This is a genomic window from Moorena sp. SIO3E8, from assembly GCF_010692445.1.
Lineage (GTDB): Bacteria > Cyanobacteriota > Cyanobacteriia > Cyanobacteriales > Coleofasciculaceae > Moorena > Moorena bouillonii.
On sequence record NZ_JAAHHM010000072.1, the window covers coordinates 1 to 24,326 of the forward strand.

Here is a 24,326-nt window from a genome sequence, read left to right on the forward strand (position 1 = left end):
CGTAGTTATAAGGGTTTGAGCGTCCAGAACATCAAAGAAGGGTCAATTTGGGAGTTTATCTTTCCTGAAATAATTGGCATCAAAGCCTTACCTAGTAAGCTTTTCAGGGCTCATGTCACCCCCTCAGGTAATCTGACCTAAAGCAGGCAACCAATAGAGCGGGTTTTGCTGCAAATCTTCCAATAAAAAAGGAATTACCCCTTCTCCCATCTTGATGATTTCTTGATAAGCGGGATGTTTTGACATTTCGACAGTCGAGGATAACGCCTCTACTTCTTGACGACCTTGGGAAGCAAGAGCGGTAAATTTTTGGCGTATTTCTTCGGGATTTTCTTCAGTCGGTTTTCTAGAGGCTGCATCTAAGGTTGGTTTTTTCATAGTTGCTTTGTGAGTTGCTTTGTGAATTGGCAATACTGACTAGGAAGTCATTACTCCAAAGTGCGTTCGCGTAGCGTGGCCCAAAGGCCAAGGCCAAGGTCAATCGCCCATCTTGTAGGGTGCGTTAACAAAGTGTAACGCACCGAAAACTCACCCGTCCACCCGACAATATCGTAGGAAATCATCTGGGGCTCTTGGAATTGCGATCGCCTACGGCACTAGCGGAGCTGATCCCATCAAGTAAGGGAATTACTAATATAGTGAAGAAAAATACAGCAATTTATAGCCTAATGAGGTACACAGGATTTTTTCCCTCTTGCCTCTTGCCCGCCCCCCTTACTAAGGGGGGTTAGGGGGGATTCCTCTTGCCTCTTCTCTGTTCCCTGTTCCCAGATCCGCTGTTCCCTAAAACCCAGGACTGAAGTACCTCACTCAATTAAAAACCACTATACAAGGTGTGAGCTATGACAGATAATAAACTGGTATTTGAACGCATTACCTGTCTTGATGCAAAGCGCGAGTGGGGGAAACCACGGCAGTCGCTCATGGGGGGAACCCCCAAGACCGCGCTGCCTCCCCTGTTCCCTTGCTGCATCGCTTTGATCCCCAAATAATGGGAGGACGTGCTTGTATTCGAGGCATGAGGATTACAGTATCTCTAGTACTGAGTTTGGTAGCCGACGGTATGGATGTCAACGAAATTATTGAAGCTTATCCCTATCTAGAAGCAGAAGATATTAAAGCTAGTCTTCTGTATGCAGCATTTTTAGCTAGTGAGCAAGTTCGTCCCTTCAGTGGAAGTGCAGCATGAAGTTTTTAGCAGATATGGGTGTCTCTCCTTTAACTGTTCAATTAGTGCGTCAACAGGGACCAGTCCAAACTTGTCGTTTTCAACAACGGTCGGTGATGGATTTCTTTGACCTTTGGTCACGCTACGCGAACGAGCAAGCTCTCATGGCTCAATCGGGTCATTTAACGGAACCTCCTTCCCTCATCCCTTCTTTCGAGACCTGAATCCTTACTAATTTACTGTTCAAAATCATTAATTTTTTTCATGTATTTTTTTGATAATTCTTCAGATAAGAGAAGTCTTTGTTCTTTTTTAATGCGGAAATATTCATTATAATTTTCCTGACTTTCTTTCTGTTCAAGTAAATAATCATAAGGACCTTTGCCAGACAAAAGTTTAACTAATATAGGTGAGATTTCAATAGTGACGAATAAGGCAGTTATTAGCCAATTAATATTACGAATATTCGGATCGTCTTTAGATAGTTCTTCTAAAGCAACAAGACGGGCTAAGAAGCCATCTGATTCTTTGTCAATTTGTTCTTTCAGTTGTTCTAAGTTACTCTCTGGTGACTGCAAAATCAGGTTACGTTCTTGCCTAAGCTTATCTATTGTTTCCTCTTTATCCTTAACTTTATTATCTAATTCAATAAATTTTTGTTTTATTTCATCTGCATAATTTCGTTTGTCTTGATAAACAATTCCTTTTCCAAATTGGCCTGTTCCCTGTGTACCTTCTGCTTCTGCATTAGCCACATTTTCGGCGTCCTTCCATTCATTTTTATACTTGTCCTTTTCTTGATTTAATCCTTTAATTTCTTGCTCCAATTCTTTTATTGGTTCGTTAATTTTTTCTTCTCTTATCTCATTTTTATCTTGTTCTATTTTCTGGTTAATTTCTTTTTCAAAAAGCCTCAATTCAAGGGGTTTAGCAACCACAAAGCTCAATAATAAGGCTATTACTAATCGAAGAATTGTTGCTGCAATAAATGGCAAGTTTGAATTTGAATCCGATTTTCTTCTCTTAGAGCTTAAAATTAAAAAACGATCTAAGTTAAAAACTATAAAACTCCAAAAAGTTCCTCCTACACAAGAAGCTGCTACAGAACCGAATACTGTAAAAAGAGCATAACCACCGGAAAAAATAGCCGTTGTTGATGTTAGCAAAACCGTGGTACCAATTGCTGTATATTTATATCGTTCTGTCAAACATTCTTTTTGTGCCAAAATATCATGATCTGCACCAGCAGACCATAGCAATAATTTTTCTAGTGAATTTAAATTATCTTTAATTGTTGGAGCCTGTATTAGGTGTTGAAGTTCAGCTGGTAAGCCAATTTCGTTGATAAAAGTACCAACCGCTTCAACACCATAAGCATTAAGAGCACTTTTGATATGTTCTGTAGCTCGTTCCTGGATTTGATCCCGTTGTTGTAAGAAGTCTAAGACATTATATTCTTGAGCGGAATTACGGAAGTAATTATCAACCATCGGTTCTAATACCCTATTCACAAGGTTTTTAATGGAGCTATATTTAACCGCACCATTAGACAAGCAGCTAAGAACTCCTCCTTGTTCCTCAACTTGCTTATAACTATTAGCATTTGGTGAACCCACACGAGATATCATTTTAGGGGAATTTTTGGGATAAATATTAATAACCTGTGTGACTTCAAGATTCAAAATAAAGCCATCTTTTGAGCGAAGCTTTAAGGTTTCCAAATTAGAATCGTAGTTGGTTGCTGGTTTATTTTTATCTGTCCTCCAGTCCAAAGTTATTTCATGGACAGGAACTATTACTATACTTTTCACTCTTGTATTGATAGGATGTGTTCCAGCTTCTATTGGTATGTTCTGAATCCCTTTATACCCGATATTAAACTGAGAACCATAAGTAGTTTGCTCTTGATTTGCTTGGCTATTCTTACCAACATTTGAGATTAAAACTCCAACTGTTCCCGTTTTAATATTAGTTAAAGGAACTTGTTCAACTTCCACAAACCAAGGATTTAAACTCCAAAAACCTTCTTCGATAAATTCTTCTTGTAAACCTCGATAGCCACCTTTATCAATAAACTCCTGTGGCTCCTGAAACTTATTATGTCCCTCAATAACTGCTCCCGCAATGTCCCCTCCTGGTAAGGGCTTACCATCAAAAGTGGTAACAATACCAATTTTACCTGATTCAACTCTGTAAACTTTTAATTGTTCTGGATTCAGTCCATATTGCTGGGCATTGTCAGTAGTAACTACTGTAAATAGTTCAGTGTTTATTCTATAGTAACCTTCAGTAAGAATTGCTCGCTGTTTACCTTGTTGACCACCGTTGTTGAGAAAGGCTTCAGCATTCTGAAAATTCTCGCAATCTACAGCTTTAGCTAGTATTTGTCCTGGTGGTAGTTCAGCACCATCTTGAGCAATAACTAGCCCTATCTCCCCTGAGCGAATATTAATTAGTGGGACATTGTGAACTTTAAACAACTCTGTATTAATGTAGTGAATTCCAGGAGGAATAATTGCTAATTGGTTCCCTTGTTGACCGCCGTTTTTGATAAATGCTTCAGCGTCCTGAAAAGTGCCACATTCAACAACTTTACCAAAGTTCTGACCAAGTGGAAGTGGCTCACCATCCCTTGCTTCCACTAACCCTACTTCATTAACTCCAATTTTGATAAGTTCAACTCTCTTAATTTTGAAAAGTTCTGTATTAATTGCGTATTTGCCAGTAGTAAGAATCTTTAACTGTTGGCTCCTATATCCTCCATTATTAATAAATGCTTGAGCATCCTCAAAATTGTTGCATTCAACAGCATCACCAAAGGTTTTTCCAATCGGAAGTGGCTTGCCATCTTTCGCTTCTACTAAGCCAATTTCATAGTCATTAATATTAATAATTGGCCTTATTTCAACAGAAAAAAGTTGAGTATTAATCCGATAAATACCATTTCTTAAAATACCTAACTGCCTACCCCGTTGACCACCATTGTTGATAAAAGCACGACCATCTTGAAAGTCATCACATTCTTCGACAACTTTACCAAACATTTTACCTGTGGGAAGAGAAGCACCATCGTTGGCTGTTACTAATCCAATTTCATCTTTATCAATCTGTATAGCCTTTTGTTTGAAAACTTTATAGGTCAACCTAGAGCGGAAATGTCGTCCAGGACCAAGAGTATCAACCTGCCAACCCATTTCTCCATTAAGAGCAATTTGACGATTAGATGGTAAAGGACTACCAAACTTTTTATAGACAATTCCAACCTCATCTTGAGAGATTACATAAACGCCAGGTACCCGATCAATTGCCATAACAACAAATTGAGTTAATTAGTTAACTAATGAATGGGAAAAAAAATACTCTTTCGCTACCTTAATCGTTATTATTGTAACGTGAGTTGGACGAACTGCACAAAGGTGAAAGAAAGGCGCTCGACTAGATTTGAAGCAATTGAGTCTGAGCCAGCTATAACCAATATTGTATCGCGTTTGGATATCACCCGTATGTTCTGTGAAGTAGACGACTTTTGTCAGTTGTTTGAGTGTTACTGGCAGCAACAGTCCCAATTACCTTCCATTGCAGGGGAACGATCCTGTCGTTCTCGAATGAGTCGAGGGTGAGATGATGACCATCGTGATCGCTTTTCATGGTTCTGGGTTCTCTACATTCAAAAAGTAGTATATAAGATTATGGAATTCTGTTGGGAAGCGATTGACCTTGGCCTTTAAGCCACGCTACGCGAATGGTCACGCTACGGGATGCTCGGTACGAGCCGCTACGCGATCGCATTCTGGGGCACTTTGCGATTGACCTTTGGTCAATTAAGTATTTCCTATCTCATAAAGTGACTTAAAACCATTACAATCCCTATCCCATATTCCCTTTTTTTTCAAACAAGCTTCCATTCCATTACCGTACGATTTATTTCAATTACCCCTCAAAAAAAAATTTCTAAAAACCCTTGACACTTAATGATATAATCGTTATGATTATATCATTAACTTCAAAACCAATTTTGAACTATGCCTGACAACTTTCGCCCGAATCAAGAAAACAATCCTGAGGATATCACTCCTAGTAATACTCCTCAGGAACCTTTCCGAAAAAAATACCCCGTTCAGCACATTCTGAAGGGCTCCCGCCGGGCAATAAGCAACACCATGTATACCCTTTCTGCACTGCGTTATGCCCAAATTTACGACTGGAGCCCCCTTCAGCCCACTGGAATTCCTGGCGAATTCATCACGACGATGACGAAGTACATAATTCTAGATTAGACTAACTTATTAGGGGGGGTTCCCCCCCTAGCCCAAAAATCAAATCTGTTCCCCTAGGGTGACCTTTGGTCAATCGGATCGGATTATTTCTGGGTTGGTGTACAAAGTTCAGGCATAGTAAAATTTCCTAGCCGTGGAAGGTATTTCTGCGGCTACTTTTTTTTAGTTGAAGGTTAGAAGGTTAGAAGGTTAGAAGGTTGAAGGTTGGGATGTTGAAGGTTGGGATGTTGAAGGTTGGGATGTTGAAGGTTGGGATGTTGAAGGTTGGGATGTTGAAGGTTAGAAGGTTGAAGGTTGAAGGCAGAATGTAGAATGTAGAATGTAGAATGTAGAAGAATGTAGAAGAATGTAGAAGGCAGAAGGTAGAATTCTTAATTCTTAATTCTTAATTCTTAATTCTTAAATGTTGAAGGTTATGATGCACCCCCAAGGGCAGAGTAAATCAGCGACTTTAGAACTGCTATAATAACAAAAATAGGAAATAAAAAAAATGGAAAAACTGACGGTTACTGCTGCCCAAAAAGAGTTAATTAACCTAGTTGAATCAGTTACAGAAGAAAACAAAGTTTATGAAATAGAGATTTCTAATGGATCTGCTGTTTTAATTTCTCGAAAAAACTATGAAAGCTTACAAGAAACCTTAGAATTACTTTCAATACCTGGAATGAGGGAAAGCCTACAAAGATCCCTTGAACAAATAAACAGTAATGAAACCTACTCCCTAGATGAAGTCTTGGGAGATATTGATTGATGGTTTATGAAGTTCGTTTTACTAAAGAGGCTAAAAAGGATGTTGCCAAACTTACGCCAAAATTAAAGCAAAAACTCAAAACAATGATTCAGGACACGATCAGTATAAATCCTTATGCTGGTAAAAAGCTGGTGGGCAATCTTGCTGGTTTCTTTTCTATGCGTTTAAGTTATAAAGATAGAATTATTTACACAATTGACAATGAGCAGAACCTGATCTATATTCACCGCGCCAAAACTCATTATGGAGAATAAAATAATGGTATTGCATAGTGCGTTCCCGTAGCGTGACCTTTCGGGCAAAGCCCGACGCTGTGCGAACGGTAAATCCCGTAGCGTGGCCAAACGCGCCCCGCGTGGCCCAAAGGCCAAAGCCAATCGCCCATCTTGTAGGGTGCGTTAACAAAGTGGATGCTGTTGGGCGATAAGTCATGACTATAGTATTTTTATAGTATTTATCAAATAGGTGAGGCGTGAAAGTCCTGGGTTTTAGGGAGTAGGGACTTCGGAGCAGGGAGTAGGGAGATGGGGAGATGGGGAGATGGGGAAATAGGGAGATAGGAAACATTTTTATAGCGTTTATCATACTGACGAGGTACAGTAAATTTTCGTCTTACCCCGACTCCCGATTCCCGACTCCCGACTCCCGATTCCCGACTCCCGATTCCCGACTCCCGATTCCCGATTCCCGATTCCCGATTCCCTTTTGTAACTGATTAACCGGACTTGATCTAACTCGCCTACCTCTACCGATCTTTTTTTTTAAAACCTGGGAACTTTCAGGTCACCTGTGCGTCTGGGGATGGTGTTTGAGAGGCTATCAACTCTGATAACTAAGGAGTTGAGCTATCTGGAAGAGTTATCTAAATCAGGAGAGTTGTGTTCTATGTCTAGTGCGTCTACTTGGAATTCCACAAGCACTGCCATGTTGCTGTTGGGAATAGTAACTGGTGTGACTGCGCCGATGGTAATTGCGGTTCCAAACCAAACTAGCTTTATTGATATTCAAGGTCATTGGGCAAAACCATTCATTGAAGGGTTGGCAGCAGAAAACCTGGTAAATGGATATGCCAATGGCACCTTTAAACCTGATCAAGCTGTTACTTACGCTCAGTTCTCTGCGATGGTGAGCCAAGCTTTCAGCGAAAATAATTTAGCCTTGCCCAAAACATTTGATCGTGAAGTGGCTGAGTATTGGGTAAGTCGTAACCTAACTGAGCAGGATAAATCTAATAGCCAACTACGTCCATCTTCGCCACTTTCTCGGGGACAAGTATTGGTGTCATTGACCAATGGTTTGGGTTTATACTCTAGCACTTCAGTCAAGAACACTCTCTCTTCCTATGAAGACCTATCCCGAATCCCTGACTATGCCAAAGTTAGCGTTGCGGCTGCTACCGAAAAGGCTATGGTGGTTAACTACCCGAATGTAACCTATCTCGATTTTGGTCAACCTGCTACCCGTGCTGAAGTGGCAGCCTTTATTCATCAAGCTTTAGTGAATCAAGAGGTATTAGCTCCCCTGTCTAGTCAACATCCAGCCTCTCAATATATTGCTCAGCTGACGGGAGAGACTAAACCTGTGGGTGACGACAGCCTGATGGAATCAACTGAGACAACTGAAAAAACTGATTCCACTGAGTCCACTGAGTCAATGACTAGTAAGGATGACTCCTTTGAAACTAAGGAATATCAAGTTTCCAAAGGCACAATGATTAATGTAGCCTACACAGTATCAGACAAGGTGGCTGTGGAGCGTGGTGAAACTATTGATATGACGCTGTTAGTAGCTGAGGACATCAAAAATGATCAAGGAATAGTCTTAATTCCAAAAGACAGCGAGATTGAGGGTCAATTAGTACCTCGGTATAGTGGTTCTGAGTTTCTTGGTACTCAGTTTGTAGCTCAAAAACTTAAAATTGGTGAATTATCCTATAACACCATCAATGCTACCTCGAAACTGGTTACTGATGCTAAGCCTGATGATACGGAGACACAAACATTAGAAGGTGCTGCGGTTAATATTTTGACTGGTGTCTTAACTGGTGGTGATTCTAATCAACAACCGGAGCAGCAAAATCCTATAATCATTGATCCGGAAAATGATTTACCACTAACACTGGGTTCTGATTTATATCTCCAAGTAGCTACTAAAACGCCAGAAATGCCAGAAATGCCAGAAGCCCCAGAAGCTATGGACACTGAAGAAATCCCAGAAGCTATGGACACTGAAGAAATGCCAGCAACACCAGAAGCTCCAGCAGTTCTAGAAGCACCAAAACTTGAGCTTCCGCAAGTGCCACAGTTGAAGGTTCCAACTCGCTAACTAACCTACAAGAGTGCCTAGTCAAGGATTGAGAAGAGACATGCGATGGGCGAAGCCCCGCTTTCAGCGAACGCATGTCTCTTCACTTGTATCGAGGCAAATGCTTAACAGTCGGACAGACTACCGATACTGAGGGGAAGCATCTCTCCGTTGATCGTCAGTCCTAATAACATGGGCTCTTGGGGTTCTATATACTTGCCAGTTAGTACACAACGCTCTTTGCGCTCAGCGATCGCTTGAATGCTGGCTCTGATATCAGACTTACAAAATTGAGGTCGATAATCACCAGACTTGTGCTGGACATAGTTCCAGAGAATATCTCGAATCAGAGCTTGATAGCCCTGAGTGCCAGAAAGTTCTTTGAGTTTATCTTTCAACTGTCGCTCCAGACGGATGCTGGTAACTTCCATATCAGTGGTTGAGTTTTGACGGGTGAGTGTAGGCATTAATTTTTTCCTCCAAATATCTGGACATTCCCGTAATACAAGTGTAGTATTTAAAAAGCGGCTTGAAAATCGTTTTTCACAAATTTCGCCTTCAAACATTTCATCTTCTATGAGTCATCATTTAACCTCCTCCACCAATTGCTCAGATATCAACTGCTTCGGCGGTTCTGGATTCGGGGCAATATGGGTGGAGCTTTTGTTTAGGGGCAAATATGACTCGATCGCACAGAGAACAGTCGAGTATAGAAGGCATGATTCACAACCAGTCAATTGTCGGCCAGAGATCAATCTGAAACTAAATAGACACAGCGGGAGGTATAGGCGAACGCTAGCACTACTGACATAGCAATCAGCCTACCCTAAAAAATCTTAAACGCCCCCGCTCCTGACAAACAGAAGCGGGGGTTTGGTTTATGAGGAGTCAATCCGTGACAAGCACAACTGAGGTGTTAAAGCAATCGGTAGTGGTTTTTTCCAAAAACTACTTACCTATTAATCGAGTCAATATCAAACGAGCGATTGCTCTGTTGGTTACCGGCAAAGCTGAACCAATCGATTTCTTTGGTGGTAAGGGCTACAAAGTCCGTTCCCCTAGTGTAGTGATCTTGGTACCAAGCCATATCCGCTTGATACTTACCGAAACCGAACCAACTTGGCGAGTTCCTCCAGTAAATCGGCGGGAGGTCTTAAGACGGGACAAGCATCGGTGCCAATACTGTGGCAGCACCAAAAAGCTAACCCTTGACCATGTCATTCCTCGGTCAAAAGGCGGAAAACACAGTTGGGACAACGTCGTTACGGCATGTGAGAGTTGTAATAGCCTTAAAGGCAACCGCACTCCCCACCAAGCGGGAATGAAATTACCCAGGCAGCCCAAAGCACCCATGCATCCAGCTGTTGCTTTTGCGGAACAGTTTTGGCGTCAACAGCAAATCAATCGGTTAGAGGAGGAGGTTACAGGTAATGCTGAAACTGATTTATACCGAAAATAGCTTTTATCTAGAGCGTTTGGCTCAATCCCTAGAAGAATGGGTAACCACACGAACCCTTGTCTCGCTCCGTGCGGGTGCAAGTTTCTATATCGAACCCAGCACTGCCTCATTTTTGCTACCAGCTGACTTGCCCCACCTCAGGCAATTAGAGGTGTTTGTGCGGCAAGACAAAACAGATGCGATCGCATTATCGATTTGTGATGCGGAATATGTTGAAGTAAGCCTACAAGGCACCTGGCTAACGTCAGATCCAGAGGATGAAGAGGGAATTTTTGTAACAGCAATGAACTATGCTGTTGAGTTTTTTCTCTATCAGCTGTGGCAAGAGGCTAACCATCGGGCTTCTGTTCCGAAGGATTGATCAAGAGGCGCACTTAGGTGTGCCTCTTTTTATCGCAATTTTCAATTGGGTAAAGTACCTCTTCCTTGGTTTTAGGGAGTAGGGAGTAGGGAGTAGGGAGTAGGGAAAGAGAGGGAAGTGTGGGAGCTGTGGGAGCTTTGGGGAGATGGGGAGATGGGGAGTCAGATCTGCGAATGGCGTTCCACGGAACTTACAAGGTTCCGACGCAGGTGACCCACAAAGAACCCAAACCACTCGCGCTTTGCATCAATACAATGTATTTAAAGATACTCTTAAGCCTCGAAAATTACTTCATCCCTCTCCCCACACTTCCCCATCTCCCCACAATCTTCCCCCTATTCCCTATTCCCTATTCAACATGAGTATGTCGATAGGCACCTATTTCTGGTTGAAACGGTACCACTTCCTGGTGTACCTCTACCCCCAACTGCTCTAACATCCCTTGCAAAACCGGGTCAGGAGATAACCTTAAATAGCTAGCCGTTACTTCTAAAGGCACATGGCGATTACCCAAATGATAAGCAGCTCGCAGCAAATTCACCGGTTTTTGGGAGGTGACAGTCAGTACCGGTTCTGGTTTAGCAGCAATTCGGATCATCACCTTTGTCTCTTCAGCTTCCAGTAAATCCCCATCCTGCAAGACACTGCCCCTAGGCAAGCGCAAATACAAATTTTCCCCATCCGCTGTTTCAAAGCGGTGGCGAGTTCGGGTACGCTCCTCGGCTGTTAAGGAGAGGGTAAAGCCGACTTTAGTATTCTGATTAGCTCTGAGGCGTTTCGTAAAGGTGAGCATGGGCAATTGATCATTGCTGAATTGAGACTAAAATACCAATTAAAGTAGGGTGGACAAAGGTAAGCATTCAGCATTCAGCATTCAGCATTCAGAATTCAGCATTCAGCATTCAGCATTCAGCATTCAGCATTCAGTTATCAGTTATCAGCTTTTTAATAAGAAATAAAACAGGTAAGCATTGGTTTAATCTCAGTGAAGTCACAGGCTGGAAGCCTGTGCCACAAAGCTGAGGGCTGAGGGCTGAGGGCTGACCGCTTTTGCCCACCCTACAAGCTTGACATATTGTCAATTTTGTTGTAAGCGAACTAGTTCATTGTGGATTCGCCGTTGTAACTTCTGATCGGATTGAGCGCTAACGGTAATTGAATTAAATCGAGATATGGCCAAGTCATGACTTTCAGCAATGGTTTTCGAGCGGTTACAGTAGTTTACAGCCAGATCTCGGATATTTCGACGTAGAGCTGCTATGGTTTTTACTTGGGTGCAGTTAATTTCAGGAACTATCTTGTCCTTGTCTTTGGTTAATTCCTGAATATCCTCGTAGACACCTTGACGATTTTGATCGATCGCCAGAACAGCTTTGGCGTAATTCTTCAATTCCTGACTCTTCACTTCAGATGAGGCTACTGTGGGGATAGCTGCCGTGGGGTCAGGGTCTGGACTGGAAGAACATCCAACCAAAACCACTATCATTCCGGCAAGCCATCCCAAGGGATAGATAAATTTGCTCATTAGTTTTTTGGGAGATCAGCGACCTGCACTGGCTAGCCTGTTCGCGCAGCGTCGGCTTTGCCGAAAGCTGGATTAGTCTATTTTTTACTATTGCTAGTGGCTAGCTATTATGGTTCTTTTTCTGATAACTATACCATTATCGGTGTAAACTTGATTGATAATTCCCAGGTGTACAACTCGTCTTACTGCTTGCCCAAGAGGAACGTTGAGAGCCTTACGCTTTAACCAAAAACATTTAATTATGGTTGAAGTTATGGTTGAAGTTATGCTTCAAGGGAATAAGTTGCTGATTCTTAGAGCTATATCTAGCTAAAAGCTAGCGTCAAATTTTGCTTGTTGAATACGCACTAATTCACTTTGAATCTGTTCCCGTAAATTTTGATTATCTTGCATCTCAATAGTAATTTCGTTGAAGCGTTTATTTCCTCCTTCGGGAAAATACTTAGAGACAATTACCTCTGACTGTTGGCAGTAATCTTTAGCAATCTCTTGGGCGGTCGAGGGGAGCTTATTGATGCTCTCGGAGTCATCGCACAAAATTTCTGGTGGCTCTCCTAGGATTGTAGTGATTTTTTCATAGGCAGATGCGCGAATAGGCTCTATTTGTAATAGAACTTCAGCATATTGAGTGACGTCATTAGGACTAATGTCAGAGGTGACATCTTGAGCATAGGCTGAAGTGCTAATAACAAGGGTATAAGAGTCTTCAGAAAGCTCAGGGATAAATCCAGATAGCAAACTAATAGCAGTAAGTCCTCCGACAAGTAGAGATTGGGAGAAAAGTTGGGTCAAGCTAAGTTTTAGAGAGTTAGCAGTGAGCATGATGATCAATTAAAAGCAAAATAAACAATAACCAAAACCACTAAGGGCTAGTTTAATGTGAATTAATTTATGGGGGATAAGTTCCTCATAAGGCAAGAGCTTCTGGGAATTGGGAAGTGCAGACAGGATAAATATCAAGCATGAGTATAAAAAAAATTTAACCTTCAACCTTAAAGCTAGCCTGGGTGAAGCCACTGACTGGTCTAAACTCTTGAACTGTTAAAGATTTCACAAAGTTGTATCACCTTAGTTTGTAATGTTGAAAGGGGGTCTGCTCCCGTTTTGAGGTTGAGGTCTAACTCCAGCAACACCCGCAGAGTGGAGATGAGTTGCTTGGGGGAAAGGAACTCCACGTCTTGTTTGAGGAAGTAAACTCGTTTGGGGTTATTGATATTGGCGGTGTTAGCGATCGCATTTGGATCGGTTTCGCCCTCACTCACCAGCAACTTCACCCACAACCAGGTACGAAACTGGGTAATTAAGGTAGCGACAATCTTTAAAGGAGGTTCATTCTGGTTGATCAAGGCAGCTAACAACTCCAAGGCTTTTGCCCCATCCCCTGCTCGAATCGCCTCTGCCAGTTGCAAGGTATTTTGAGTATTAGCCACTACCAGGGTGGCAACGGTACTTTCTTGTAAGGGTTGGCTGTCATACAGCGCGTAGAGTCGTAATTTTTCCAGTTCGTTGAATAACTGTCGGGTGTCATTGCTAACGGATTCGGCTAAGAGTTCAGCTGCACTATTGGTTAGTTTGACTCCAAATTCAACGGAGTACGACTTGACCCGATGCACTAGCTGCTGGGTCTTCCAGGGGGGAATCAGAGCAAACTCCCGAATCTCGGCGTACTGTTGCAGTAACTTCGTGGACTTGAGTCGTGGATCTGGTCGATGGGGGGTAGTTAGTAACAAAACGGAGTGTTTAGGAATGACTGGTATAGTACGCTCTAATTCTGCCAGTAAATTGTCCGAACATTGCTGGCAAACGGTTGTATCGACTAACCACACTAGACGTCCACCCATGCCAAACGGAGGAGTCATGACTTGATTCAAGGCTTGAATTACGGCATCTGGTTGGTCTGGGGAAATTTTGTCATAGTTAAAACTAGCCCAGTTGGGGTCAACTAGGGATTGACGGAGCTTGTCCAGGGCTTGGGCCATGGCAAAGTCATCCTTTCCCCAATAGAGGTAAATTCCCATATCAGAACACGTAAGGGGGCAAAATTGGACGATACATATCAAACTTATCTAAATCGGGTCACACGGCTTACCCTAACCGCAACCTATCAATCGCAGTTACTCAATATCCAAGAGTCACCCAAGTTTAAACGTCTCCCTAATGGCAGCAGAGAGCCTGCCCCTTTTCCTGGTTACACTGTAATCACACCACCTTGGGAGGAAGAGACTAATAACTCAACATTCTATGATAACATGCAGCAGCTCCAAAAAGAGCTTCTCCAGCAACTAGACCCGGGTTTAATGGTACCGATACCCCCGGATAGTTTTCATTTAACCTTGGCTGACTTGATTTGGGAAAATGCCTACCGAGATGCCACGGCTGAAAATCCACAGTTTGAAACTCAACTGCTTAAGTCGATACAGGCAAGTTTTGACAAGTCTGTCAGTATCAGCCAGGAAACCTCTTTAGCAAATGGTGGTAATCCTATTAGCTGGCAGCTATTGGGCTTAATGGTGATGCCCAGGGCGATTGGTGTATGTCTAGCACCCCAGGATGAACAGGCATACAATCGCATTTCCCAGCTTCGTCGGTGTATTTATCAAAATTCTGATTTAATGGCTCTAGGTATTGAACAGCAATACCATTTTACGGCTCACATCACTCTAGGATATTTCGGAGATATCCCCCAGGAGTTGGATAGCGATCGCATTAGCAATATCCTATTCGAGTTAAGTGGCCAAGCCTTAGAAGTAGAAGGGAGTGTACTATCGATTCGGCAGGCTCAATTAAGGAAGTTTGACGATATGATGCGCTTCTTGCGGGAACCAGAATGGCCAGTTTTGGAGTTTTGAGTGCTTTCGCGTGCTTAGTGTTTGAGTTGGAGCAGAGTATGGGGTGGGGATTTAGATGAAAGCATTGTCGATGCATCCGATTATGGAGCAAAGTTTTGCCATTATTGACCAACAGATTGGGGAGCATCAGTTTAATCCAGCTGAGTATGGGATTGTGCGGAGGGTAATCCATAGTACGGCGGATTTTGAATTTACCCAACTGCTTCGGTTTAGTGAAAATGCGATCGCATCTGGTATCTCTGCACTGAGCCAGGGAACACCAATTGTTACAGATGTAGGAATGGTCAAACAGGGGATAGCTAGTATGGTGGCAAAAACCTTTGGTAATCCCCTGATCGTAGCAGTAGACCAGGCACCAGTCGCTCTGCCAGGAAAGACGCGCACGGAAACTGGTTTACTCCGATGTTTCGAGCAATTTCCAGGGGCTATTTTTGTGATTGGTAATGCCCCTACGGCATTGTTGGCTTTATGTGAGCAGTTGTCCCACTCTCAGGTCAAACCAGCTTTGGTCATTGGCGCAACCGTTGGGTTTGTTTCAGTGCTGGAGTCGAAAGCTGCTTTGGCCAAGATATCCATCCCTCAGATTCGAGTTGAAGGAGCTAAAGGAGGGTCTCCAGTGGCTGCAGCTATTTTGAATGGATTGATGGTATTAGCTTGGGAGAGTGAGTAATAATATCATGTTCGGTTTAACAGTTATAAATACTCAATAATAGGGAACAGGGAACAGGGAACAGGGAACAGGGGATGAGGAGGGAGATAACCTACCAGAAGGAAGCTATGTTTTTTTATAACTGTTTATCTCAACATGATATGAAACATCCCAAAAGCCCACAAGACCCGAAGGTAACTAAAAAAGAGATGAGTAAATTTCGATTAACTCCCTTTTGTGTATTCTTTCTGTCCTTGGTGTCTTGCCAGTTGCTATAATACACTCCCAGCTTAATTCCTATTATTCTGAAAACAGATTAAAGATCAGATATAGCAATCCTAAATGAATTGTGATAATTTTTGTTCCCTACTCCCTGTTCCCTGTTCCCTACTCCCTGTTCCCTGTTCCCTGTTCCCTGTTCCCTTTGCAATAGCAGCAAAACCATGACCTCGATCCATGTAGTCGGCATTGGTTTAGACGGAGCAGCTAGCTTAACTGATCAAGTCAAGCAGCTCGTAGAACAAGCGACGCTATTGGTAGGAAGTGAGCGCCATTTGGGGTATTTTCCCAACCACCAAGGGTCACAACTGGTATTGGGGAATTTTACTGACGCTATTGAATTAATTCGTAAGCAGCTCGATGGTGCGGATCACGATACCCTAATCGTAGTGTTGGTGAGTGGTGATCCCTTGTTTTTTGGCTTAGGACGATTGCTGCTAAGCCAACTTCCCCCCTCAAGCCTGAGGTTTCATCCCCATGTCAGTGCGATTCAGCTGGCCTTCAGTCGAATTAAGGTTGCTTGGCAAGATGCTAAGGTAATCAGTGCTCATGGCCGTTCTATGGAACAACTAATCCCAGCCTTGAAGCAGGGAGTTGACAAGATTGCGGTGTTGACGGATGGGACAAATACACCTGAAGCGATCGCTAAATTATTGCTAGCGCTAGATTTACCCAGTTGCTACCAGTTCTGGGTATGTGAAAATTTGGGAGGTATGGATGAACGGGTGCAATGTCTTGGTGTAGAAGCAGTATTGAACCAGACCTTTGCGCCCCTGAATGTGGTGGTATTACTACGTCATCCTGATTCCGTTGACCAATCTCTAGATACAGACTCCTTACCGATACTGGGATTACCAGATCAGACATTTACTAGTTTTAGCGATCGCCCTGGTTTAATGACCAAGCGAGAAATCAGGCTGCTGTTACTAGGAGAGTTAGCCCTCAAACCAGGGCAAACAGTTTGGGATATTGGTGCAGGCACAGGTTCAGTTTCCATTGAAATTGCTCGTTTATCGAACACCTCTCAGGTGTATGCTATTGAAAAAACAGCAATGGGGAGTACTTTGATTGAGCAAAATTGTCAACGTTTGGGCGTTACTAATGTTACCTCAATTCATGGTTCAGCACCGGATGTTTTGAAGAATTTACCAACACCAAATCGGGTTTTTATTGGCGGTAGTGGGGGTAATTTGCACTCAATTTTGGATTACTGTGATACTCGCTTAGACCTCGATTGTATTTTAGTGTTAGCATTAGCAACTGTAGAGCATATTAATACAGCCTATAGTTGGTTTGAATCTAAACGTTTCCCTCCTTCCGAGCGCGGGATTAGAGCAAATTCCTTCCCCCCCTTATTAAGGAGGGGGGATTCTTTCCCCCCCTTATTAAGGGGGGTTAGGGGGGATCCTTGGAATTATCAATGGTTACAGGTGCAGTTATCGAAGTCGGTACCTGTGGGCAAACTAACTCGGTTTAATCCTCTCAATCCGATCACTATTGTGACGGCTTGGAAGTGCTGAGTTTGAGAGTGGTGAGTTCGTAAATGCTGAATTCTGATACCCTATCTGCCAATCTCCCCATATCCCCACAAGTTGCGGTGTCATTAGCTGATATTATTCCTACTGTTGCCTATTGCCTCTTGGCCTTTGGGACTATGTTTACAACTCAAATAAAACCGCTATATGTAACTTTTGATACAAATTGAAATGGGTTGACTCTGATATCCTTAGCAAAACCAAAATTAATGTAAAGTTGAAAGGGCTTTACCAAAAGGAAACACAAAATATAGACAGAGTTGTCATGGGGTGGAGTTAAAGAATTTGTAGTATCCTATACGGGCAGCTCTTCTTATGCTTTTAGGTATTGGGTATGTATTAGACCAAACATCTTGAATATCCAGATTAACCCCATGGAATTTCTTTTGTATATATTGTACTTGACAAAATGCCTATTGAGTTTGGTATATATATTGTACTTGGCGAAATACATGAACAGGAGGCGGGAGCTTTCCCAAATCGGCAGATCAACTGGCTTTTCACAAATGCACAAAAAAGTGGTATTCTAGTACTCGCAAATACTACACTGTCAAAACCTACAGTAGTACCTAAAGTGTGGTAGCTTTGGAAAACGATTAGATGGGAGCAATTAAAGTCAACAGGAGCAATACCATTTTGTTAGAGATATCGAATACTTATCGATCATCAAATGCCTGATTAGAGTGTTCTTTTGGGGTTGCTGAATCTTCGAATCAATAGGAGTAGGGTGGCCATCCTGCCGCCCCGGAAATATTGATAATGGGCAAGATGCCCATTCCACCAAGATTTCCGTTCTACAAAACTCCTTTAATCCTTCTATTATTAAGCAACGCCAGCTTTGGAAAAAAAGAAACCGCAATAATCTCAGAAAGTGGGATATCAGCGTTGTAAAGACAAATCAATTCAAAGAATAAGAATATGTTAACTAATCAAAAAAAAGACTCTTCAGACGTGAATCAGGAAGCTTTAACAACTATTCCGGCTATAGATGAGCAGTTAGCCCAGAAACTAGAAGAGCAATGGAAGCCCCAGGCTCTAACAGATGGGGGGCCATTACCATCTGAGCCGGATGCTCCTACTACCCTACCCCAAGTTTTAGAAAGATCAGCAGAGCAAATCGTCGGAGAAAGCATTGTATATCTCCAGGGAGATGGCTCGGAAATAGTCCAATCATATGCAGAATTATTAGAAGAAGCTCAGAAAATCCTAGCGGGTTTAAGAAAGCAAGGATTAACCCCTCAAGACAAAGTAATTTTACAATTAGAAAAAAGTTGGGACATAATACCGGCTTTCTGGGGATGTATTCTCGGGGGGTTTGTGCCGACAATTATGGAAGCACCTATTACCTACGTAGAATCTAACCCGATCGCTAAGAAGCTGCGTCAGATTTGGGAATTTTTAGACAAACCTTTCATCATTACTAACAAAGAGCTGCCAGAAAAAATCCACTCCTTTTTATCAGGATCTGAGCAAAAAGTAAGCTGCATTGAAACCTTAAGGCACAACGCCCCAGATAAATCCTATTACCCCAGTCAGCCAGAGGAAACGGCATTTTTTAATCTCACCTCTGGCAGTACGGGAATCCCCAAATGCGTGAGACTGACCCACCGCAATCTCATCTCTCGCTCCAGGGGAGCCAATATTCTCAATCACCATCAACCAGAAGATGTAATCCTGAATTGGCTGCCTTTTGACCACATCGGCAGCATCTGCGACTGGCATATCCGTTGTATCGAATTGGGCTGCAAACAAGTTTACGCAGCAAAGGAATATATTTTAGGTCGCCCTCTCAACTGGTTGGATTTAATTGATAAATACAGAGTCAACTATAGCTGGGCTCCTAACTTTGCCTATTCTCTGGTTAATGACTTGCTGGAACGAGAACCAAATCAAACCTGGGATTTGTCTTGCGTGCAATTCTTACTCACAGCAGGGGAAGCTGTTTCTTCCCAAGCCGTAGAGGAATTTATGGAGAATATGGCAGCCTATGGTTTGAGTAAAACTGCGATTCGCCCCGCGTTTGGGATGGCAGAGTTGGGTTCGGGGATAACCTATTATCAGCCCACACCAGAGGCTCCTTTAAAGTTCCATCGGGTAGATAAAGACTCTTTAAAAGGAACCATTAAACGAGTCGGGGCAGAACATCCCAACAGCAGCATTTTCGCAGACCTAGGGCCAGTTATCCCAGGAGTAACGATTCGGATTGTCGATGAAGAAAATTCGATTTTGCCCGAAGATACTATAGGTCACTTGCAAGTATGTGGCGATGCAGTTTCTCCAGGTTACGATAAAAATCCTGAAGCGAATCAGGCATCTTTTCTAGAAAATGGTTGGTTTGATACTGGAGATTTAGGTTTCATCACCAACGGACACTTGGTGTTGACCGGTCGAGCCAAAGAGACCATTATTATCAATGGCGCAAATTACTACAGTCAGGAAATTGAAACTGTAGTCGAAGAAGTAGAAGGGGTCGAAGTTTCCTATACCGCAGCTTGTGCGGTTCGAGATGGAGGTGGCTCAACAGAAAAACTAGGGATTTTCTTCCATTTGACGACTCAAAAAGATGAAGAAATACTGCCGCTGTTGCAGACGATTCGAAAGCAGGTGATTTCCAAAATCGGGGTCAATCCAGATTACTTGATTCCCGTTGCTCGGGAGGTGATTCCGAAAACCGCTATCGGAAAAATCCAACGCTTACAATTGAGTAAGGGTTTTGAAGCCGGAGAATTTACCCAAATTCTGAAACAGTTGGGTGATCAAAATGCCCGATCGAGTAAGGAAAAGATTGCCCCCCGCAACAAATTAGAACATCAACTGGCTTCGATTTGGCAGGATGTGCTGGGAATTCCAACCGTCGGTATTGAAGATAACTTCTTTGAACTGGGGGGGAATTCGATCGTGGCAATGGCCCTGGTGAACAAGCTACAAGACGAACTGAACAAAATTCTGCACCCAGTTGCCCTGTTTGACGCGCCAACAATTGCTACATTAGCTGAATATCTTCAAGAAAATTATTCGGAGCTAGCTGAGGAAACAGAAGGTAAAGTTGTCAGTAAGACAAGTAAGACATTAGTAGAGAAACTGAACACCCAGCAAATTGGTCAGATGCGGCAATATTTACTGCATCACCTTTGTGGGGAATCTGTTCAATCCGATACGTCTGGTAATAAAAATAAACAAGCTATTTTCATCCTCTGTACCGGACGCTCTGGTTCTACTTTATTAAGGGTGATTATGGCCGGACACCCACAACTTTTCGCACCACCAGAGTTGTATCTGCTTTCGTTTAATACTCTTGCGGAACGCAAAGCTGCTTTTTCTGGGCGCAATAATTTCCTGGGAGAAGGGGTAATTCGCGCTATCATGGAAATCAAAAACTGTGATGGGGAACAAGCACAGCAGATTATGGAGGAGTTAGAGGAACAAAACTTGAGTACCAAGGAGTTTTTCTCTTTGATGCAAGAGTGGCTGCCTGGTCAAATCATAGCTGATAAGACTCCACCTTATGTGTTTAACCCAGAAGTTCTGCAACGTGCGGAGGAAGAGTTTGAAAATCCCCTTTATATCCACCTCCAGCGCCATCCCCTGGCCACAATTCGTTCAATGAAAGAGGCCAGGTTAGATTTGTTGGTGGCCATGGAAGAAAACCAGTTCTCAGTGGAGCAAAAAGGAGAATTGATGTGGTTGATAAGTCACCAAAATATATTAGAGTTCCTCAAGAATATACCCAGTTCCCGTCAGCATCAGCTTAAATATGAAGACTTAGTGCAGCAACCCGAAACTACTGTTCATCAGTTATGTGAATTTATCGGGATAGATTTCCATCCCGATATGCTCCAACCTTATAAGGAAAAGAAGCAGCGCATGACCGATGGGGTTCACGCTGTATCCAGGATGATGGGAGATCCTAAATTCCACACTTACAAAGGGATTAATGCCAAAGTTGCTGAGCGCTGGAAGGAAGAATATAAGGTAGACTTTTTGAGCCCAGAAACTTGGAAGGTAGCAGAGTCTTTGGGTTACGATCGCCCCTCGGAGAATTCCCTCAGCAATTCCTTACCCCTTACCGTCGAACAAGAATACATGTGGTGGCGTGCACATCCAGAGGGACTTTACAACAACACTTGGCGCATTTGGCGCATTGAAGGCCCATTAAACCTCAAGGTCTTGCAGGAAGCGATTAAAGAAATTGCCCGCCGTCACACTCCCCTCCACACCACTTTGGAAAAAGTAGATGGTTCTGTGGTACAGGTGGTACGCCCAGAAATGGAGCCAGCTTTTGAAATAGTAGACTGCCCCAACATACCAGAAAACGAAGAGTCCCAGGTAATCCGGAACTATCTCGAAGAATGTTCCCTGCGTCAGTTCGACTTAGTCAACGGTCCGATGCTGCGGGTTAATATCCTGCGTTTGAGCGAAACCTCCCATATTCTCATGCCCTGCATCAACCACGCGACCACTGATGCTTCGTCTTGGGGCTTATTCATTCATGAATTAAACGCTCTCTACTCGGCCTTTGCTTCTGGACAGCCCTCACCCTTGCCACCACTGGCCATGACATTTACCGACTATGCCCAGTGGTATCAGCAATGGCTGCAGGCAGGGACCTTGGACAAGTGCCTCAACTACTGGCGAAAAACCCTGGCGGGAGCGGAACTTTTGGAGTTACCGACCGATCGGCCCCTTCCAGCCAACCCCACATTTCGCCAAGGCTCCGAACCGTTAAAGATTAGTCCCGACTTGAAGAGTAGCTTGGAAAACATCAGTAAGAAAGCCGGGGTAGTTTTATACGTTACTTTATTGTCAGCCTACGGAGTAGTTCTTGGAAGTGTTGCTAACCAAGAAGACTTTGCCATTGATTCCATCTTCGTCAATCGCCTGAGGAAAGAAGCTCAATCCTTAATTGGCCCTTTTGGCAATATCCTACCCCTGCGTTTGGATTTAAAAGGCGATCCTACTTTTGCCGAATTACTTGATCGCATACAGCAAACTGTCCGTAATGGTTACGCCCACAATAGTTTGCCTTTTCTTCAACTCGTGGATATCTGGAAAGCCCAAGGCAAGCAATTCAAATATCCTACCTCCGTAGGTTTCAATGTGATTAATGCAACCAACTCCGAACAACTGGAACTACCTGAAATGGAAGTCTCATTTATCGGGATGAAAAAGAAAGCTGTAGTCAGAAACCTACATTTGCGGATGTTGGCTAAAGACGGAGGTTATAGCGCTGACTTCAGGTACATTACCGATATCTTGGACGGCACGACAGTTGCTCGCATTGCCAGAAAATACCACTTTCTTCTGGAAACTGTAGTAAAGGAGCCCCAAAAGCCCCTTTCTCAATTACGAGTAATGCTTGATCGAGTAGAGTAACTAGATTCCCTCCGATTTTGAACCCCGTTGAAAAAGTCCCCTGAAAACTAGGGGACTTACTCCTACATATTTCACCACTAAAAAACTGAGCCAAATATTCCACAGCGCTTTAGAGAAAGCTGTAGCGATAGCTGCCCCTACTCCACCGATGAGGGGAATAGCGATCGCATTTAACACGATATTGAGAATAGTCGCATAAATAAAAACGGGTAAAGATTTATTTTGATGACCCGTCATCACCATCAAATAGCCTACAGAACCACATAAAGCACTTACTAAATTGCCTAAAACCAAAATTTTGAGTTGCAAACTCGCTGCGATAAATTCTGAGCCAAATATTCCTAAAATGGGTTGACTGAAGACGGTGAGCAATAAGGAAATAGCCATAGAAGGCCAGAAAATCCACAGGGCAACTGCAGAAACCACCTTTTGCAGACCCTCGATATTGTTTTTAGCGTAAAGGGCTGCGAAACTGGAAGCGGCGACTATATTGATAATGCTCAGCACAACACTAACCCATTGAGCCGTATTCACGGCCGCACCGTACATCCCTGCTTCCTTTGCTCCCAATATTGAACCAACCATAATCGTGTCGATTTTACCAAGAATTTTCAAAAAACTCTGCTGTAATAACAAAATGAAAGCGACACCCAACCACTCTCGAATGGCATAGACCGGTTTGCTGGCTTCAAATTCTTCATTTAACTTAAACAATAACAATCCAAACTGGAATAACAGGGCAGCTAGGAAGGCGATTTCAGCGATCGCGATCGTAGAAATTCCGGTGAGGTCATGACTTGTCTGTATGAACAGAAATGCGCCACAGACTACCAAAACCGGCCAAATTATTTGTGATGGCGCGTAGGCTAAAGTAACATCCTTAGCAGCTCTGGAAGTTTCCAATTGCAAATTTACCAAGGCTTGTAGTGGTATCAGACCGATACCTATTAATAAAGGAGTGGCATAAGCAAAGGGGTGGTAATAATTCAGCAGTAAAATTACACCAGCAGCTAGCAAGCTAAGCAAAAGACTAGCCAGAATAGTAATCAACCAGCTACTGCGCACGATCCCCCGCAACAGTCCCCATTCTTCTTTCACCTGGTACTCGGAGACAAAGCGCAAAACGGTATGGGGTAAACCCAATCCTGCGGGAATTGCTAAGAGGATAGACCAAGCAATCACATATTCATAAATGCCATACTCAGTGGTACCCATCCATCGCGCCAGGAATATCTGCACTACATAAGTCAGAAGAATACCTGCAAATTTTATGATCAGAGCTATTCCAGCTTCTTTAGCCAGAATACCTAAGTTAAGATTTTCGTCGGTAGTGGAAGATACGGTTTGAGTCATAAATTTTATTGAAATCAAAGAAACGGGGTGAAAAGCCAGCTACAAGCCTGATGGATTGCAAAAACATAAGACAGTTATATAGCATTTGTAGTTGAAATGTAAACCTGTATGGTCTTTTTTGATTGTCCAATAACACTGAGGATCTCTTTACCCTCTTGCATGGATGCCTTTTTCAGTAATTCGTATGTTTACAACCCAGATAAGTAGTCGGACAAAATTAGGTTTAACTGTTGAAATAGGGAGCAGGGAGCAGGGAGCAGGGAGCAGGGAGCAGGGAGCAGGGAGCAGAGAGACTTTTGCCAACTTTACAAAAGTTAACACAGTTTCGTTTATTTTTGTCTAGGTACTTACAAAAGCTTTAAGCATATACTGATGACTGAATGCTTACGATAAAAGTGACAAGAGAATGGGAATATTGTCAAGTTTACAGCGGTTTGCAATTC

General features: G+C 43.0%; 25 protein-coding genes. 14 read left to right on the top strand and 11 right to left on the bottom strand.

The genetic code is table 11. From position 1 onward, the window contains the following. Positions 1 to 123: 123 nt before the first annotated feature. Both F6K46_RS24855 and F6K46_RS24860 read right to left on the bottom strand, forming a co-directional pair. On the bottom strand, positions 124 to 378 hold the full coding sequence (locus F6K46_RS24855) for a hypothetical protein (RefSeq protein ID WP_143727581.1): 255 nt from the start codon (positions 376 to 378) through the stop codon (positions 124 to 126). A gap of 50 nt (positions 379 to 428) precedes the next feature. Then, on the bottom strand, positions 429 to 563 hold the full coding sequence (locus F6K46_RS24860; RefSeq protein WP_269086991.1) for a hypothetical protein: 135 nt from the start codon (positions 561 to 563) through the stop codon (positions 429 to 431). 335 nt (positions 564 to 898) lie between these two features. Between F6K46_RS24860 and F6K46_RS24865 the strand changes: the two genes are divergently transcribed. Both F6K46_RS24865 and F6K46_RS24870 read left to right on the top strand, forming a co-directional pair. After that, positions 899 to 1,189, top strand: coding sequence for a DUF433 domain-containing protein (locus F6K46_RS24865; protein ID WP_330359427.1), 291 nt, complete (start codon positions 899 to 901; stop codon positions 1,187 to 1,189). Beyond that, positions 1,186 to 1,392, top strand: a complete 207-nt coding sequence (locus tag F6K46_RS24870) for a hypothetical protein (protein WP_075899041.1) — start codon at positions 1,186 to 1,188, stop codon at positions 1,390 to 1,392. Before F6K46_RS24865 ends, F6K46_RS24870 begins: the two co-directional genes overlap by 4 nt. Before the next feature lie 12 nt (positions 1,393 to 1,404). Here F6K46_RS24870 and F6K46_RS24875 read toward each other — a convergent pair whose 3' ends face one another. Both F6K46_RS24875 and F6K46_RS24880 read right to left on the bottom strand, forming a co-directional pair. Then, on the bottom strand, positions 1,405 to 4,479 hold the full coding sequence (locus F6K46_RS24875) for a DUF4407 domain-containing protein (RefSeq protein WP_293061912.1): 3,075 nt from the start codon (positions 4,477 to 4,479) through the stop codon (positions 1,405 to 1,407). 184 nt (positions 4,480 to 4,663) lie between these two features. After that, a complete protein-coding gene (locus F6K46_RS24880) occupies positions 4,664 to 4,816 on the bottom strand; it encodes a hypothetical protein (protein WP_293061914.1) in 153 nt (50 codons plus the stop codon). A 374-nt stretch (positions 4,817 to 5,190) separates the two neighbouring features. Between F6K46_RS24880 and F6K46_RS24885 the strand changes: the two genes are divergently transcribed. The 5 genes from F6K46_RS24885 to F6K46_RS24905 all read left to right on the top strand — a co-directional run bounded on the left by F6K46_RS24885 (position 5,191) and on the right by F6K46_RS24905 (position 8,521). Then, a complete protein-coding gene (locus tag F6K46_RS24885; RefSeq protein ID WP_293061916.1) occupies positions 5,191 to 5,445 on the top strand; it encodes a hypothetical protein in 255 nt (84 codons plus the stop codon). 490 nt (positions 5,446 to 5,935) lie between these two features. After that, positions 5,936 to 6,196 carry a type II toxin-antitoxin system prevent-host-death family antitoxin gene (locus F6K46_RS24890; RefSeq protein WP_293023410.1) on the top strand — a complete coding sequence of 87 codons (261 nt, stop codon included), beginning with the start codon at positions 5,936 to 5,938 and terminating at the stop codon, positions 6,194 to 6,196. After that, positions 6,196 to 6,450: a type II toxin-antitoxin system RelE/ParE family toxin gene (locus F6K46_RS24895; protein ID WP_293061918.1), complete on the top strand. Its 255-nt coding sequence runs from the start codon at positions 6,196 to 6,198 to the stop codon at positions 6,448 to 6,450. Before F6K46_RS24890 ends, F6K46_RS24895 begins: the two co-directional genes overlap by 1 nt. Before the next feature lie 278 nt (positions 6,451 to 6,728). Then, complete coding sequence (locus tag F6K46_RS24900) at positions 6,729 to 6,911, top strand: hypothetical protein (RefSeq protein ID WP_293061920.1); 183 nt, start codon at positions 6,729 to 6,731, stop codon at positions 6,909 to 6,911. Between the two features lie 170 nt (positions 6,912 to 7,081). Continuing rightward, positions 7,082 to 8,521: an S-layer homology domain-containing protein gene (locus F6K46_RS24905; protein ID WP_293061922.1), complete on the top strand. Its 1,440-nt coding sequence runs from the start codon at positions 7,082 to 7,084 to the stop codon at positions 8,519 to 8,521. 104 nt (positions 8,522 to 8,625) lie between these two features. On the opposite strand, the gene F6K46_RS24910 is transcribed toward F6K46_RS24905, so the two are convergent. Continuing rightward, positions 8,626 to 8,967, bottom strand: a complete 342-nt coding sequence (locus F6K46_RS24910; protein ID WP_293023401.1) for a hypothetical protein — start codon at positions 8,965 to 8,967, stop codon at positions 8,626 to 8,628. Positions 8,968 to 9,395: 428 nt separating this feature from the next. Between F6K46_RS24910 and F6K46_RS24915 the strand changes: the two genes are divergently transcribed. From F6K46_RS24915 to F6K46_RS24925, 3 genes are all read left to right on the top strand, one after another. Beyond that, on the top strand, positions 9,396 to 9,959 hold the full coding sequence (locus tag F6K46_RS24915; protein ID WP_198954014.1) for an HNH endonuclease: 564 nt from the start codon (positions 9,396 to 9,398) through the stop codon (positions 9,957 to 9,959). Continuing rightward, entirely contained in the window at positions 9,931 to 10,320 is a 390-nt protein-coding gene (locus F6K46_RS24920) for an alr0857 family protein (protein ID WP_075899057.1), read from the top strand. The genes F6K46_RS24915 and F6K46_RS24920 overlap by 29 nt, the downstream gene beginning before the upstream one ends. Positions 10,321 to 10,439: 119 nt before the next feature. After that, entirely contained in the window at positions 10,440 to 10,682 is a 243-nt protein-coding gene (locus F6K46_RS24925) for a hypothetical protein (RefSeq protein ID WP_293117448.1), read from the top strand. On the opposite strand, the gene ureE is transcribed toward F6K46_RS24925, so the two are convergent. The 4 genes from ureE to holA form a co-directional block, all read right to left on the bottom strand. Next, complete coding sequence (gene ureE, locus F6K46_RS24930; RefSeq protein WP_293061936.1) at positions 10,670 to 11,113, bottom strand: urease accessory protein UreE; 444 nt, start codon at positions 11,111 to 11,113, stop codon at positions 10,670 to 10,672. The genes F6K46_RS24925 and ureE overlap by 13 nt on opposite strands. Positions 11,114 to 11,398: 285 nt before the next feature. Beyond that, positions 11,399 to 11,845, bottom strand: a complete 447-nt coding sequence (locus tag F6K46_RS24935) for a DUF4168 domain-containing protein (RefSeq protein ID WP_293061938.1) — start codon at positions 11,843 to 11,845, stop codon at positions 11,399 to 11,401. A 309-nt stretch (positions 11,846 to 12,154) separates the two neighbouring features. After that, complete coding sequence (locus F6K46_RS24940; protein WP_293061940.1) at positions 12,155 to 12,667, bottom strand: DUF4168 domain-containing protein; 513 nt, start codon at positions 12,665 to 12,667, stop codon at positions 12,155 to 12,157. Between the two features lie 203 nt (positions 12,668 to 12,870). Then, entirely contained in the window at positions 12,871 to 13,863 is a 993-nt protein-coding gene (gene holA / locus F6K46_RS24945) for a DNA polymerase III subunit delta (RefSeq protein ID WP_293023390.1), read from the bottom strand. Between the two features lie 24 nt (positions 13,864 to 13,887). Between holA and F6K46_RS24950 the strand changes: the two genes are divergently transcribed. The 4 genes from F6K46_RS24950 (at position 13,888) to F6K46_RS24965 (ending at position 22,530) form a co-directional block, all read left to right on the top strand. Continuing rightward, on the top strand, positions 13,888 to 14,694 hold the full coding sequence (locus F6K46_RS24950) for a DUF1868 domain-containing protein (protein ID WP_293023387.1): 807 nt from the start codon (positions 13,888 to 13,890) through the stop codon (positions 14,692 to 14,694). A gap of 55 nt (positions 14,695 to 14,749) precedes the next feature. Continuing rightward, entirely contained in the window at positions 14,750 to 15,364 is a 615-nt protein-coding gene (locus F6K46_RS24955; RefSeq protein WP_293023385.1) for a cobalt-precorrin-8X methylmutase, read from the top strand. Positions 15,365 to 15,786: 422 nt separating this feature from the next. Then, the gene (gene cbiE / locus F6K46_RS24960; protein ID WP_293061942.1) at positions 15,787 to 17,142 is read left to right on the top strand and encodes a precorrin-6y C5,15-methyltransferase (decarboxylating) subunit CbiE; all 1,356 of its coding nucleotides are present in this window, start codon (positions 15,787 to 15,789) and stop codon (positions 17,140 to 17,142) included. A gap of 933 nt (positions 17,143 to 18,075) precedes the next feature. Then, positions 18,076 to 22,530: a condensation domain-containing protein gene (locus F6K46_RS24965; RefSeq protein ID WP_293061944.1), complete on the top strand. Its 4,455-nt coding sequence runs from the start codon at positions 18,076 to 18,078 to the stop codon at positions 22,528 to 22,530. Here F6K46_RS24965 and F6K46_RS24970 read toward each other — a convergent pair whose 3' ends face one another. Both F6K46_RS24970 and F6K46_RS24975 read right to left on the bottom strand, forming a co-directional pair. Further along, complete coding sequence (locus F6K46_RS24970; protein ID WP_293061946.1) at positions 22,531 to 23,883, bottom strand: oligosaccharide flippase family protein; 1,353 nt, start codon at positions 23,881 to 23,883, stop codon at positions 22,531 to 22,533. Positions 23,884 to 24,030: 147 nt separating this feature from the next. Next, positions 24,031 to 24,204 carry a hypothetical protein gene (locus tag F6K46_RS24975; protein ID WP_293061948.1) on the bottom strand — a complete coding sequence of 58 codons (174 nt, stop codon included), beginning with the start codon at positions 24,202 to 24,204 and terminating at the stop codon, positions 24,031 to 24,033. Positions 24,205 to 24,326: the final 122 nt, after the last annotated feature.